Annotated in this window: 8 protein-coding genes; 1 reads left to right on the top strand and 7 read right to left on the bottom strand. The window is 67.5% G+C overall.

Features of this window, described 5'->3' with window-relative positions; genetic code table 11:
• Positions 1–39: 39 nt before the first annotated feature.
• Positions 40–5,751, top strand: a complete 5,712-nt coding sequence (locus ACVWW6_RS21620; RefSeq protein WP_028173246.1) for an apolipoprotein A-IV repeat region-like domain-containing protein — start codon at positions 40–42, stop codon at positions 5,749–5,751.
• Positions 5,752–5,819: 68 nt separating this feature from the next.
• Here the strand turns inward: ACVWW6_RS21620 and ACVWW6_RS21615 are convergent, their stop codons facing one another.
• From ACVWW6_RS21615 to ACVWW6_RS21585, 7 genes are all read right to left on the bottom strand, one after another.
• Positions 5,820–6,473 (bottom strand): response regulator transcription factor, encoded by a 654-nt coding sequence (locus ACVWW6_RS21615; RefSeq protein WP_011088629.1) that lies wholly within the window; start codon positions 6,471–6,473, stop codon positions 5,820–5,822.
• Positions 6,470–10,042, bottom strand: a complete 3,573-nt coding sequence (locus ACVWW6_RS21610; RefSeq protein ID WP_456681375.1) for a hybrid sensor histidine kinase/response regulator — start codon at positions 10,040–10,042, stop codon at positions 6,470–6,472. Before ACVWW6_RS21610 ends, ACVWW6_RS21615 begins: the two co-directional genes overlap by 4 nt.
• 126 nt (positions 10,043–10,168) lie before the next feature.
• A complete protein-coding gene (mctP, locus tag ACVWW6_RS21605; RefSeq protein ID WP_456681374.1) occupies positions 10,169–11,659 on the bottom strand; it encodes a monocarboxylate uptake permease MctP in 1,491 nt (496 codons plus the stop codon).
• On the bottom strand, positions 11,649–11,825 hold the full coding sequence (locus ACVWW6_RS21600; protein WP_011088632.1) for a DUF3311 domain-containing protein: 177 nt from the start codon (positions 11,823–11,825) through the stop codon (positions 11,649–11,651). Before ACVWW6_RS21600 ends, mctP begins: the two co-directional genes overlap by 11 nt.
• Positions 11,826–12,050: 225 nt before the next feature.
• Positions 12,051–12,929 carry an MlaD family protein gene (locus ACVWW6_RS21595; RefSeq protein WP_182868907.1) on the bottom strand — a complete coding sequence of 293 codons (879 nt, stop codon included), beginning with the start codon at positions 12,927–12,929 and terminating at the stop codon, positions 12,051–12,053.
• Between the two features lie 19 nt (positions 12,930–12,948).
• The gene (locus tag ACVWW6_RS21590; RefSeq protein ID WP_028173242.1) at positions 12,949–13,731 is read right to left on the bottom strand and encodes an ABC transporter ATP-binding protein; all 783 of its coding nucleotides are present in this window, start codon (positions 13,729–13,731) and stop codon (positions 12,949–12,951) included.
• A 2-nt stretch (positions 13,732–13,733) separates the two neighbouring features.
• Entirely contained in the window at positions 13,734–14,867 is a 1,134-nt protein-coding gene (locus ACVWW6_RS21585) for an MlaE family ABC transporter permease (RefSeq protein WP_060908225.1), read from the bottom strand.
• Positions 14,868–14,939: the final 72 nt, after the last annotated feature.

Genomic DNA, 14,939 nt, shown 5'->3' with positions numbered 1-14,939 from the left:
CGGGGGGACGCGTACAAGTAACGAGGGCTCGGACTGAACATGGCGAACACTCCGAAAAAGGTCAAAGACCCGACAGAAGTTGCGCTTTCTGCGATCCAGGAAGCCCTGAACATCAGCGACACCGCTGCGGACACCAGCCGCAACGCCTCGATGCGCAACGAAACGGCGTCTTCGGTGGCGCCCCCGGAGCCCCCGATCTTTGACGAGCCGAGCTTCGAGCCGCGCCCTGCCGCGAACGAGCGGGCCACCGTGTTCGATACGATCGAGGAGCCGCGCTCGACGCGCCGCGCCGCCAACGACGACCGCGAGACCATCGGCCAGCTGCTCCAGGCGCTCCAGAAGGGCCGCCCTGCCCGCAGCGTCTATACCTTCGCCACCATCTTCGCCGGCGTCTGGCTCGCGGCCTGCGCCGCGCTGACCGTCGGCTTCCTGCCCTCGATCCAGGCCGCCATGGGCCAGAGCGGCGGCGTGCTCGTCATCGCCGGCCTGATCGCGATGTTCTTCGCGCCGATCATGCTGTTCTATTTCCTCGCGAGCCTGGTCTGGCGCGGCCAGGAAATGCGCATGATCGCACAGGCGATGGCGCAGGTTGCGATCCGCTTCTCCGAGCCGGAAGGCTCGGCCTCCGATTCCATGGTCACCGTCGGCCAGGCCATCCGCCGCGAGGTCGCGGCGATGGGCGACGGCATCGAGCGCGCGATCGCGCGCGCCGGCGAGCTCGAGACGCTGGTCGCCAACGAGGTCGCAGCGCTGGAGCGCGCCTACTCCGACAACGAGGTGCGTATCCGCGCCCTGCTCCAGGACATCGCGCATCAGCGCGACAACCTGGTCGGCCAGGCCGAGCAGGTCCGCAGCGCCATCTCCGGCGTGCAGATCGACCTGCGCCACGACATCGCGCTGATCTCGGACGCGATCGCCTCGCGCGTCGACGAGGTCGCCAAGAGCATCACCGGCGCTCTCGAAGAGCGCGGCGCCCACATCACCGGCGCCTTGAGCAATGCCGGCGACAACATGATCCTCGCGCTCGGCGAGCGCGGCGGCGACCTGCTCGACCGCCTCGAGGAAGCCAGCAACGAGACCACGCGCGCCGTGCTCGACGCCAGCGAGCGGCTGACCACCAGCCTCAACTTCAAGACCGGCCACGTCCACGACGAGTTCGTCGACCTCGCCGACCGCGTCCACGAGATGCTGAACGAGCGCATCGACCGCATCACCGGCGAGTTCGAGCAGCGCTCCGCCGCGATCGTCGACGGCATCTCCGAGCGCACCGAGCAGGTGCACGACAGCCTGAAGAATTCGTCGGACTCCCTGCTGCTCGAGCTCGAGCTGCGCTCCAACGACCTCTCCGCCAAGATCGACGATGCCGGCAACCGGCTCGCCAACCAGATCATGACCTCCGGCGACAAGGCGAGCGACGCGCTCGACGCCACCGTCAACACCCTGGTCGCCAAGGTCGTCAGCCAGACCGAGACCGCGCACGACTCGCTGTCGCTCCAGATGAGCGCGTTCGACGAACTGGTGAAGAACCAGGGCACCGAGCTGGTCGAGAAGTTCGCCCGCGATTCCGGCACGCTGGGCGCGCTGATCACCCGTCACATCTCCGAGTTCGACCGCACCGTGAAGACGTTCGGCGGCGAGGTCGTGGAGCGCATGGGCCAGCGCACGCAGGACATTGCCGAGACGCTGAAGACCTATGTCGACAATTTCGACACCCGCTTCACCTCGCACGGCGGCCGGATCACGGCCGTGCTAGACCAGCGCCTGATGCAGTTCGAGACCACGGTCGGCGAACGCGTCGCCAACCTCGATGACTCGCTGAACGGCAAGATCACCAGCCTCGACAGCACGATCGACGGCCACATCAAGACCTTCGACGAGCAGCTCGGCGGCCGCGTCACCGCGCTCGAACAGTCGTTCGACACCCGCGCGAGGTCCGTCACCGAGACCATCGACGGACGTCTCAACACGCTCGCCGCGTCACTGACCGACGGTGCCGCGCAGGCGATCCAGTCGATCGACTCCCGCCTCACCCATCTGACGACGTCGCTGACCGGAGGCGCCTCGCAGGCGCTCGAGTCCATCGACTCCCGCCTGACCAGCCTCACGACGACGCTGACCGACGGCGCATCCCAGACGATCCAGACGATCGATACGCGCCTGACGCACCTCACGACCACGCTCACCGGCGGCGCGTCGCAGGCGCTCGAATCCATCGACTCCCGCCTCACCTACCTGACCAGCGCGGTGACGAACGGCGCCTCGCAGGCCGTGCAGTCGATCGACTCGCGCCTCAGCCTCCTGACCTCGACCCTCACGGACGGCACCGCGCAGGCGATCGAGGCGGTCGACCGCCGCATCACCGGCGTCACCGAGATCATCGACGGTCGCAGCATGCACCTGACCGACACGGTCACGGCGCGCTTCCAGGACATCCACCAGGCCATCGAGACCAAGGTCGGCTCGGTCGCCAGCGACATCGACGTGCGCGTGGCGCAGTTCGAGGACCTGCTCGGCTCGCGCGTCGAGGCAGTCGCCGGCCGCATCGAGAGCAGCGGCCGCCAGGCCAGCGAGGACATGATGTCCCGCGCCGAGATGATCTCGACCGCGATCCGCTCGCATGTCGAGGACGCCGAGCGTTCGCTCACCAACCTCGTGGTCAACACCAGCGAGACCATCCAGACCGGGGCGCGCACGGCGCAGCAGTCGCTGATGACGGTCTCCTCCGACGTCAACGCCCAGCTCAAGATGACCTCCTCCGAGGTCGAGCGCGCGCTGACCGCGGTCGGCACCGGTGCCGCGAACTCGATCCTGACCAGCGCCCGCGAAGCGCAGTCGACGCTGGTTGCCGCCTCGGGCGATGCCTCCAACCAGATCAAGGGGCTCGCGGCCGACGTCGAACGCACGCTGTCGGCGGCCGGTTCTGCGACCGCAGCCTCGATCCTGGCCGGCGCCCGCGAGGTGCAGACCACGCTCGTCACCGCCTCCTCGGATGCCGCCACCCACGTCAAGACACTCACCGCCGACGTGCAGCGCTCGCTGTCGCTGGCCGGCGCCACCACGGCGGAATCCATCACCGCCGGCGCCCGCGATGCGCAGAGCGCGCTGATCGCGGCCTCCAGCGAGACCGCCAACCAGATCAAGGCGCTGTCCTCGGACGTGCAGCGTTCGCTCTCGATGGCCGGCACCGCGACGGCCGAGACCATCACGACCGGCGCCCGCGAGGCGCAGAACACCCTGGTCACGGCGTCCTCGGATGCGGCGAGCCAGGTCAAGTCGCTCGCGGCCGAAGTGCACCGTTCGCTCTCGCAGGTCGGCCAGTCGACCGCCGAGACGATCACGACCAGCGCCCGCGACGCCCAGAGCACCCTGCTCGCGGTCTCGGCCGAACAGACCAGCCAGGTCCGTTCGCTCGCGGCCGAGATGCAGCGCGCGCTGGCGACCGCCGGCGGCGCCACCATCGAGGCGCTCACCAGCGGCGTGCGCGAGGCCCAGGGCACGCTGATCTCCGCTTCGACGGACGCGGCAGGCCAGATCAAGTCGCTGACCACGGACATCGAGCGCACGCTGACCGCGGTCGGCGCCGACACCGCCTCGACCATCCTCAACAGCGCGCGTGAGGCGCAGACCTCGCTGACCTCGACCTCGGCGGATGCCGCGAGCCAGATCCGCACGATCTCGACCGAGATCGAGCGCGCGCTGAGCGCGGCCACCGCGAACGCGACCAACGACATCCAGACCAGCGCGCTCAACGCCCAGAACGCGCTGATCTCCGCCTCCAACGAGGCGAGCTCGCGGGTCAAGTCGAGCTCGGCCGACGTCGAGCGCTCCGTGCTCGCCGCCAGCAGCAGCTTCGGCCAGGCCATGACCGGCAAGACCGACGAGATCGTCACCTACGTGCAGCAGCAGGCCGACCGTCTGTCGAACATGATCGACGCCAAGCGCGGCGCCCTGGTCGATGCGATCGGCTCCAAGACCAGCCAGCTCACGCTCGACATCGACCGCGTCACCTCGGACGCGCTGAAGTCGATCGAGACGCGCGGCCATGCGTTCTCGCAGACGATGATGGGCAACGGCTCCGAAGTCGCCCGCACCATCAATGCGGCGAGCGAGATGGCCACCGGCGCGGTCGGCAAGTCGCTCAAGGACCTCGAGCAGGCTTCGCGCGCGGCGATCGACCAGTCGCGCCAGGTCTCGATCGCGGCCGTCACCGAGATGCAGGAGACCAGCAAGATCCTGCGCACCGACACGGTCGCCCTGTTCGAGCGTCTGCGCGAAGGCAACATCCTCCTCCAGGAGGTGCTGACCGGTGCGCACGACAACCTCAACTCGCTCGAGCGGGCGCTGGTGACGCGCGTTGCCGACTTCGTCTCGGCGATGAACGACGTCACCTCGCGCAACGGCGCTGCGACGCAGAACCTGGAAGACCAGCTCAACGTCTTCAACACGAAGACCACGCGGGCGCTCCAGGATCTCGGCGAGCTGTCCACCCAGTTCGACGCGCACGGCAAGGCGCTCGTCGAGGCCGCCCAGGTCGTCGAGCTGAGCAACAAGAACACCACCGCTTCGCTCGCCGAACGCAAGCAGGCGCTGGAATCGCTCGTCACCACGATCGACCTGCGCACGGCCGATCTCGACCAGCGCCTGTCGCGCTTCACCGGCCTGCTCGATGAATCGCTGGCCGCGGCCGAAGAGCGCGCCCGCGACATCGCCCGCGTCGTCGCGGAGACCGCCGGCGCAGGTTCCGCCGCAATCACCCGCCAGTTCGAGGCGGTGCGCGCGGCCTCCGAGGAAGAGCACCGGCAGACCCTCGACGCCATGCACGACATCTACCGCCAGACCACCGACGAGGCGGATGCGATGTTCAAGCAGTCGACGGAGAAGTTCTCCAACCTCGTCTCCAGCATGAAGCAGATGGCCTTCGAGATGCACAACGAGCTCGAAGCCACCCGCAACGAGCTGCGCCGCGGCGTGCTCGAGATGCCGCAGGAGGCCGCCGAGAGCACTGCGCAGATGCGCAAGGTGATCGTCGACCAGATCGAGGCCCTCGCCGAGCTCAACCGCATCGTGGCCCAGCATGGCCGTGGCCTCGACGTCTCGACGGCGGGCCGCGCCAGCGTGCAGCGCCAGGAAGAGCCGCTGCTGGCGGCCGTCGGCGCTCGCAGCACCGAGACCCGCCTGCGCGACACCGGCAGCGCCTCGACGCTGCCGCCGCCGGACCTCGGCATGCCGGCCACTTCGCGCCGCACCGAAGCTCCGCCGGTTGCGCCGGCTGGCAACGACCAGGGCCGCGACGGCTGGCTGTCGGACCTCTTGAACCGCACCGACGCCAACCAGGGCGCTCCGAACGGCCGCGAGGCCCCGCGCGGCCGCCAGCCTGCACCGGCTCCGCAGCCGCAGGCTCCGCAAGGTAGCAGCAATCCGCTGGAATCGCTGTCGCTCGACATCGGCCGGCTGATGGACCGCAACCTCGCCGCCGAGATGTGGGACCGCTACCAGCGCGGCGAGAACAAGGCCTTCACCAAGCGCCTCTACACGCCCGCCGGCCAGAAGGCCTTCGACGAGGTCGCCCGCAAGTATCGCGCCGACCGCAACTTCAAGGGCACGGTCGACCGCTATGTCGCTGAGTTCGAACGCCTGCTCGACGAAGTCGCCCGCGACGGCCGCGGCCCGCAGGAGCTGCGCGGCCACCTGACCTCGGAGACCGGCCTGGTGTACACGCTGCTCGCGCACGCGGCGGGACGGCTGGGGTAACACTCAAGCCAATCGCGAATAAAAAACGGAGGCCTCGCGGCCTCCGTTTTCGTTTGGATGTCCTGGGCTCAATTGCCGCCGGGCTGGCCGAACGACAGCCGCTCGGCCAGGACGGCGGCCTGCGTGCGTGAGCCGACGCCGAGCTTGCGCAGGATGGTCGAGACATGGCCCTTCACCGTCTGCTCGGCAATGTCGAGCTCGCCCGCGATCTGCTTGTTGAGCTTGCCCTCGACGATCATCGCGAGAATGCGGAGCTGCTGCGCCGACAGCGTGGCCATGCGCGCGGCCAGCTCGACATCGGCGCTCTGGATCGAGCCCCGTCCCCCGACATTGGGCGGCATCCAGATTTCACCGGCGAGGATTTTTGTGATCGCGTCGGCCATCTCCGGCAGGCTGAGCGATTTCGGGATATAGCCGGACGCGCCATAGGCAATGGCGCGGCGGATCGTGGCGGCATCCTGCCGCGCCGAGATGATCGCGACCGGCACCGTCGGGAACTGCGCCGACAAGATGAACAGCGCGGCAAATCCCTGAATGCCCGGCATCGTCAGGTCCCACAGGATCAGGTCGATCTCGTCGGACTGGGATGACAGCACGCTCAGCGCCTCGTCGAGCGACTGGCAGGCGACGATGTCGAGATCCGGCAGCACGGTCGAAAGCGCGCTGCGCAAAGCGGCCTGTACCAGCGGGTGATCGTCACCGATGAGGATGCGCATGGTCACGCCGGGGATGTCCTCTGTTTCGCTCCGAACTGCCGGCTCAGGGCTTCGCCGCCGAGGAAGCGCCGCAGCGCCGCCGGTTTGACCGGCTTCGACAGGATCGCGCAGCCGCGTGCCCCGGCCTCCTTGCGCACCGCCTCACTGCGATCGGCGGTGACGACCAGCGCGCGGACGTCGCGACCCGACTTCTGCCTGAGATCATCGAGAAAGTCCAAGCCGCTGCGGCCGCCATCGAGGTGATAATCGAGCAGCACGATATCCGGCGGACTGGCCGCGGCAGCGAGCATCGCTCCGTCAGCGTCCGCGGCGACCAGCACATGGTGCCCCCATCCGCCGAGCAGTGCCGTCAGGCCATCGAGAATGGTCACATCATTGTCGAGGCACAGGATCGTCATCGCGCGCTCGGCGGCCGCGGGCGCCGGGCTTGCCGGCTTGCGCTGAAGCGATGTCCCCGCGCCGCGCGCCAGCGGCACCGTGACGGCAAAGCCGGAACCGCGTCCCGGCCGCGATCGGACGTCGACGGCGTGGCCCAGCAGCCGCGAGACACGATCCACGATCGCAAGGCCGAGGCCCAGGCCCTTCTCCGGTCCGGGCGCGAGACGCTGAAACTCCTCGAAGATCCGCTTCTGATCCTCCGCCGCGATCCCGACGCCGGTGTCCCACACTTCGATGCGCAGGTCGCCGCCGCGCCGCCGGCAGCCGAGCAGGATACGGCCCTTGGGCGTATAGCGCAGCGCGTTCGACAGCAGGTTCTGGAGGATCCGCCGCAACAGATGCGGGTCGCTGCGCACCGCGAGCCCGCAATCGACGACGCGCAGGACAAGCCCGCGCTCCCGCGCCATCGCCGAGAACTCCACCTTCAGCTGCACGAGCAGATCCGCGATCGGGAATTCGAACGGCTCGGCACGAACGGCGCCGGCATCATAGGAGGAGATGTCGAGCAGCCTGTCGAGCACATGTTCGGTCGAGCGTAGCGCCGTGATCGCGCTGCTCGCCAGGTTGCGCTCCTTGTCGACTCCGCCCGATGATGCGGAGATGTGCAGACTCTCGTCGAGCGCGGACAGGAACAACCGCGCCGCGTTCAGCGGTTGCAGCAGATCGTGGCTGGCCGCCGCCAGGAAGCGGGTCTTGCCGAGATTGGCCTGCTCGGCCTCCGCCTTGGCCCGCTCGAGCGCCTCGGTCCGCTCACGGACACGCAGCTCGAGATCCTCATTGGCCCGCCGCAGTGCTTCCGCCGCGCGGTGACGCTCGGTTACGTCGGTATAGGTCGATACGTAGCCGCCCTCCGCGATGCGATCGTAGACGATCTCGAGCACGGTGCCATCCGGCCGCTTGCGCTCGTACAGATAGGGCCAGCTCTGCGTGGCGACGTCACGATTGACCAGGAGTGCGGCGAATTCGGATGCGGCATATTCGCCGCGCTCGACGTTGAAGGCGATCAGGTCCGCCAGCGGGAGGCCGACACGCACGAAGTCCGGAGGCAGGTCCAACAGCGCGATGAAGCGGCCGTTCCAGGCCGTGATGTTGAAATCGGCATCGAACGCGCAGATGCCCTGCGGTACGCTTTCGAGCGTGCTCTGCAAAAGCGTGCGGTTGAAGCGCAACGCCTCGGAGGCCTCGTCCAACATCGCCATCGCCTCCCGCCGCGACAGCGAGTGCCCTTCCAGCGAAGCTGCGATCACCACGCGCGCCGACGCCGCGCCGATTGCGCCGGCGAGAAGGTTCTCCGTGAATCGGATCGAGTCGAGATCGACGAGACCCGATGGGTCGAGACGCGGCCCGGTACCGGTCGTGCGGGAGGCGAGATAGCCGTCGAAAGCCGCCGAGCCCCGCTCCACGCCGACAAAACGCAGCGTCAGCGCGCGGAGATCGTCGAGGCGAACCACCACGCGCGAGGACAGCTTCGGGACCATCTCGCGAACGACGCCGTCGGCGAATGCGGCGGCCTGGTTGCGCTCGACGGTCGATTGCCGTCCGAGCGTCGAGAATGCCAGAAAACAGACGAGGTTGGCCGCAAGGCTCCACAGCGTCGCATGCGAGATCGGATCGAGCCCGTCGATACCGAACAGCGCGTTTGGCTTGAGCCAGGCGAGCTGCCATGGGCCCAGGCGAACGATCTCCCCGACCGCGGGCCAGAGCGGCGCGGCCGAGGGAAGCAGCAGCGTATAGGCCCAGATGCAGAATCCGGCCGCGATCCCGACCGACGCGCCGACCTTGTTGGCGCGCGGCCAGTACAAGCCACCGACGAATGCCGGTCCGAACTGTGCGACGGCGACGAACGACAACAGACCGATCACGGTCAACGGATAGGCCTGGTTGACCAGGCGGTGCGTCAGATAGGCGAGCAGCAGGATGCCGAGGATCGAGAGCCGGCGCACCGCCACCAGCACGGAGGTCATCGGCCGGCTCTGCGCACGCAGGCCGAAGAACCGCGAGCGCAGCAGCAGCGGCATGATGACATCGTTGCAGAGCATGGTGCTGAGCGCGACGGATGTCATGATCACCATGCCGGTGGCGGCCGACAGACCGCCCAGGAAGGCGATCAGGCTGACGGTGCTCGCGTCCGCCGCGATCGGCAGCGAGATGACGTAGGTGTCGGGGTCCATCATGGCGCCGAACCTGGCGAGCCCCGCCGCAGCGATGGGCAGGATCAGCAGGCTGAACAGCGCAAGATAGGCCGGGTAGAGCCACGCCGCGGTGCGCGTATGCGCCGGCGCCTCGTTCTCGACCACGGCCACGTGAAATGCCTGCGGCAGGCAGAGGAAGGCGATAGCCGAGATGATGATCGTCGAAGGCCAGACCGGCTGCATCGGGTCGAAGCTCAGGATTCCCGTCAGTTGCGGATCCGATTGAAACTGCGACAGCAGGGCGCCCGGCCCGCCGGACAGCCCGAACAGCACGAACAGCGCGACAATCAGGAACGCGATCAGCTTGACGACGCTCTCGAACGCGATCGCGAGCATCAGCCCGCGATGATGCTCGCTGGCGTGGACATGCCGGACGCCGAACACGATCGCGAACAGCGCCATCGAGGCGGCGACGCCGAATGCGGAGTCCTGCCAGAACCGCAGCGCCTCGCCGCCCGCCCGCTCCGGCTGGAGGATCAGATAATCGAAGCTCTTGCCGACGGCCTTGAGCTGAAGCGCGATATAGGGAAGCACGCCAAGCAGCGATGCGAGCGTCACGAAGGCCGCGAGTACCTGGCTCTTGCCGTAGCGCGCGGCGATGAAGTCCGAAACGGAGGTGACGTTCTGCGCCTTCGCGATCGCGATGACCTTGGACAGGAGCGTCTGGCCGAACAACAGCACCAGGGTCGGGCCGATGTAGATCGTGGCGAAGTCCAGTCCGCTGGTGGCGGCACGCCCGACCGATCCGTAGAAGCTCCAGGAGGTGTTGTAGACCGCAAGCGTCAGGCAATAGCTGATCGCGGCCGCCCAGGAATTTGGCGAGACCAGCGGCCCACCTGCGCTCCGCCGATCGCCCCACCAGGCCACCAGGAACAGCGTGGTCACATAGCCGGCAGCGACCGCAAGAACGAACCACGCCTGCAAGACATCCTCACCCGAGACCATCCGATCCGCCCCCGACGAGCGGCCGGAGCGCCGGGGCGGATACTAGAGCGTTTTCAATCGCATGGAAGGCTATTCATGCCGGAGGGATTGGCGGCCGGAGATCTCCGGCCGCCGGTGAGGCCAACCTCAGGCTGCCTCGCGGGACAGCCGCTCCTGCGGCATGCGCTTGAGCACCAGGTTGACCACGACGGCAACCACGATGTTGAGGGCGAGCGCCAACAGACCGGTGTAGATCGCAACCGGGCCAGCCCCGAGGTCAATGCCGTGCAGCGGCTTCAACCCGTCCGACCAGGCCAGCCACGATCCACCTGCGAGGCCGACGGCCCAGCCGGCCAGGAGCGCGGTGCTCGAGAACCAATTCAGATAGAGGCCGAACACCAGCGCCGGCAGCGTCTGCAGGATCCAGAGGCCTCCGAGCAGCTGCAGGTCGAGCGCGAACTGCGTCGGCATCAAGAGGATGGCGAGCAGCGCGCCGACCTTCACCAGCATGGAAGTGATCTTGGCGACCTTCGCCTCGCCTGCCGGCGTCACCTTCGGATCGATCCACACCTTCCAGAAGTTGCGGGTGAACAGGTTGGCCGCGCCGATGCTCATCACGGCCGCCGGCACCAGCGCGCCGATGGCGATGGCGGCGAAGGCAAAGCCCGCGAACCAGCTCGGAAACAGCGTCTTGAACAGCGCGGGCACGACGTCGTTGTTGCTCGCGAGCTTCAGTCCCGCCGCATGTCCCATGTAACCCAGCAACGCAAGCAGGCCGAGCAGCAGCGTATAGGCCGGCAGCAGCATCGCATTCTTGCGAATGGTGTTGCCGCCGGACGAGGCAAAGATGCCGGTCAGCGTGTGCGGGTACATGAAGGCGGCGAGCGCCGAGCCGAGCGCCAGCGAGGCGTAGGGCACGACCTGTGCCGGTGACAGCAGGATGCCGCCCGAGCCCTTGGCGGCGAATGCCGCATCCGCCGCGGTGAAGATCGCGCCGTAGCCGCCGAGCTTCGACGGCACGATCGCGATCGCGGCGATCACCACGATGTAGATCATGATGTCCTTGACGAAGGCGATCAGCGCCGGCGCGCGCAGGCCCGACGAATAGGTGTAGAGCGCCAGCACCAGGAAGGCGAGGACGAGCGGCACCTCGCCGCTCAGCCCCAGCGCCTTGATCGCCACCTCCATGCCGATGAGCTGGAGTGCGATGTAAGGCATCGTCGCAAGCACGCCCGTCGCCGCAACGGCGAGCTCGAGCCCGCGCGAGCCGTAAGCACCGCGAACCACGTCGCCTGCGGTGACGTAGCCGCGCTCCCTGGCGACCTTCCACAACACCGGCATCACCGCGAATACGAAGGGATAGACGATGATGGTGTAGGGAAGCGCGAAAAAGCCGTAGGCGCCGACCGCATAGACCAGAGCCGGAACGGCGATCACCGTGTAGGCGGTGTAGAAGTCGCCGCCGACCAGGAACCAGGTGATCCAGGTCCCGAACTTGCGGCCGCCGAGGCCCCACTCGTCGAGATGGGCGAGCGTCTCCGGCTTGCGCCAGCGCGCTGCGACGAAGCCCATGCCGGTGACGAGGACGAACAGTGCGAGGAAAACGGCGAACGCCGCGCTATCGACATTAGTCAGCACGACGCACGCTCCTGTAGACGATGTAGGTGAGCAGCGAGGTCAGCGGCACCCAGGCGAGCTGGTACCAGTAGAAGAACGGGAAGCCGAACAGCTGGGGCTCCCGGATATTGTAGAACGGCACGATCATCAGGCCGACGAACGGCAACAACAGCAATAGGCGTACCACGCGCTCTCCTCCCCTGTGAGTGAAACGACGCGCGTCCTTGGCGCGCGACTTGAGCGCGATATAGCTGACATCGCCGCTGGCCCCGCCCCCTACCTTGGCTCGGCCAGACCCCCATACTTTCGTATCGTCACCGGACTCTCGCCGTCCTGAGCGGCGCGCACGCCGCGGTCATCGCGCGACGCCGATGCGTGTCGCGCGTGAGACGAATGATGGACGGAGGGACCGCTACTGCCGCTTGCGCTCGCTCGCCGCCGGCTTCGGCGGCTCGGCTGGCGGTGGGGCGGCTGCCGGCGCGCTGTTGCTGGCGCCGAACAGCACGCGGGTCGGGTTGCGGTCGAAATTGTTCACGGCGCGGCTGATGTCGCCGAGGGTGCGGCGGCCGTCCGAGATCAGCAATCCGGAGCGCTTGTCGAAATCGTCGGCGAGTTCGCGGATCGACTTCACCGCCTGGAACAGCTCGCCGCCGTCCTTGCCGCCGGCGAGCGTGTTGAGGCCGAGCATGAGGTTGTCGGCCTTGAGCATCACGCCGTCGACCTTGGCCATCACGCCGTCGATCTTCTCGGAGTTGCGCGCGAGCGAGTTGGTGAATGTCTCGAGGTTCTTCAGCGAGTTCTTCACCGATTCCTGATTGTCGGCGACGATCTTGTTGATGTTCTGGAGCGTGCCGCGGATCGCCTCGGTGACGTCCTGGAGCTTGTTGGGATCGGCCGTCAGCGTCGGGATGCCGTCCTCGTCGAGCGGCGGCGGGGGCGCAGCCTCCTCGCCGCCCTTGAGCGAGATTGCGGCGACGCCCGTCAGGCCCTGGAATTCGAGGCCGACCAGGGTGTCCTTGCGGATCGGGGCGTTGTTCTCGACCATGGCGAGTGCGACAACCCGCCGCGGGTTGTCGAGCTTCACCGAGACCACTTCACCCACCCGGATACCGTTGAAATTGACACTGCCGCCGTTGCGCAGGCCCGCCGCCGGGCCTTCGAACACCACGCGCAGGGGACTGCGCTGCTTGGTGGTGTGCAGCGACTGGAACCACAGCACGAAGCCGATCGCCGCGGCAATCACTGCCAGCGTGAACGATCCGATCAATACGTAATTCGCCCGCGTTTCCATCAGGTACTCCGGCTACCACTCAGCCCATGACCGCGCGGGCGCGCTTGCCATGGAAATATTGCCTCAGCCAGGGATGCTGCGAGGCCTGCATGTCGGCGATCGACCCTGCCGCAATGATCTTACCGTTCCCTAAAACGGCGATGCGGTCGCAAGCGGTGTAAAGGCTGTCGAGGTCGTGCGTTACCATGAAAACGGTCAGCCCCAAAGTGCGCTGGAGCGTCCTGACCAGCTCGTCGAAGTCGCCGGCGCCGATCGGGTCGAGGCCCGAGGTCGGCTCGTCGAGGAAAACGAGGTCCGGATCGAGCGAAAGCGCGCGTGCGAGCGCCACACGCTTGATCATGCCGCCCGAGAGCTCCGACGGGAAGCGCTCGGCGACCTCGGGCTTCAGGCCCACCATGGTCAGCTTGGCCATGGTGATCTCGTCCATCAGCCGCTGCGAGACGCGCAAGTATTCGCGCATCGGGAACTGGATGTTCTGCCGCACGGTGAGCGAGGAGAACAGCGCGCCCTGCTGGAACAGCACGCCCCAGCGCCGCTCGACGTTGCGGCGCTGCGAGGTGTTGGAGGAATCGAGGTCGACGCCGAATACCTCGATGGAGCCTGCCACCTTCGGCACGAGGCCGATGATGGTGCGCGTCAGCACCGACTTGCCCGCGCCCGATGGGCCGACGAAGCCGAGGATCTCACCGCGCTTGACGTCGAGGTTGAGGCCGTCGAGCACGCGCGTCGCGCCGAACTGCACGGTGATGTCGCGGACGCGGATGATGGGATTTTGGATCCCGTTTTGGGTTTCCTGGGCCATCGTCACATCCCGATCGAGGCGAAGAAGATGGCGAAGACGCCGTCCATGACGATGACGAAGAAGATGCCCTTCACCACCGACGCGGTGGTGTGCTGTCCCAGCGATTCCGCGCTGCCCTGCACGGCGAGCCCTTCGACGCAGGCGACGATGCCGATCACGGCGGCCATGACCGGCGCCTTGACGATGCCGACGATGAAATGGTCGATCGAGATGGCATCGCGCAGCCGAAGCAGGAAGGCTTCGGGATCGACGCCGCCATAGAGCCAGGCGACGAGCCCGCCACCATAGAGCGCGGCCATGGCGCCGAGGAAGGCGAGGATCGGCAGCGCCAGCACCAGGGCCAGCATGCGCGGCAGCACCAGCACCTCGATCGGGTCGAAGCCCATGGTGCGCAGCGCGTCGATCTCCTCGCGCATCTTCATCGAGCCGAGCTCGGCGGTGTAGGCGCTGCCCGAGCGGCCCGCGACCATGATGGCGACCAGGAGCACGCCGATCTCGCGCAGCACCAGCACGCCGAGCATGTCGACGACGAAGATGTCGGCGCCGAACCTGCGGAAATGGAAGATGCCCTGCTGGGCGATGATGCAGCCGATCAGGAAGGTGATCAGCACGATGATCGGCACCGCGCGCCAGCAGACCTGCTCCATGTGATGCACGGTCGAGGTCAGGCGGAACGAGCGCGGATGGATCAGCACGCGGCCGCCCGCCGCGAGCACCGCGCCGAGCATGTCGATCAGGCCCGCAACCGTCCCGGCGACCCCCGCCACGGCCCGGCCGATCTGCTCCAGCATGCCGGTGATGGTGATCGTGCCGGCGTCGACCACCGGCGTCGCCCTGACCCGCCGGACCTCGTCGACGAGGCTCGAATAATTGGCGGAGAGACCCGCGATCTGCGCCTCGACGGTGCCCTGGGTCAGGCTGCGGCGCAGCCGCTCGATCAACCACGCACCGAAGGTGTCGAGCTTGGCGACCTCGGAGACGTCGATGAAGATGCTCTGGGGGCTGCCGGCCAACTTCTCGGCATCCGCCACCATCCGCTCCAGGACCGGCGCGAAGCTCGCGGTCCAGGTTCCGGTGGCGCAGAGTGCCAGCGCATTGCCCTTCGCAATCCGTTCCAGCTTCGGATCGCTGCTCAAGATGTCCGCTCCCGTGCCGGGGCGGAGGAAATCAGATAGTTGCGCACGCGCCCTTACCCGGAGAAGGTATCC

This window comes from Bradyrhizobium sp. USDA 3311 (assembly GCF_054062495.1).
Note: the sequence above shows the minus strand (reverse complement) of the source record. Positions and strands in the feature narration are given on the sequence as shown.

Coding starts and splice junctions, on each gene's coding strand:
- ACVWW6_RS21590 (WP_028173242.1), bottom strand. CDS start 13,731: ATGGCCCAGGAAACCCAAAACGGGATCCAAAATCCCATCATCCGCGTC.
- ACVWW6_RS21620 (WP_028173246.1), top strand. CDS start 40: ATGGCGAACACTCCGAAAAAGGTCAAAGACCCGACAGAAGTTGCGCTT.
- ACVWW6_RS21595 (WP_182868907.1), bottom strand. CDS start 12,929: ATGGAAACGCGGGCGAATTACGTATTGATCGGATCGTTCACGCTGGCA.
- ACVWW6_RS21610 (WP_456681375.1), bottom strand. CDS start 10,042: ATGGTCTCGGGTGAGGATGTCTTGCAGGCGTGGTTCGTTCTTGCGGTC.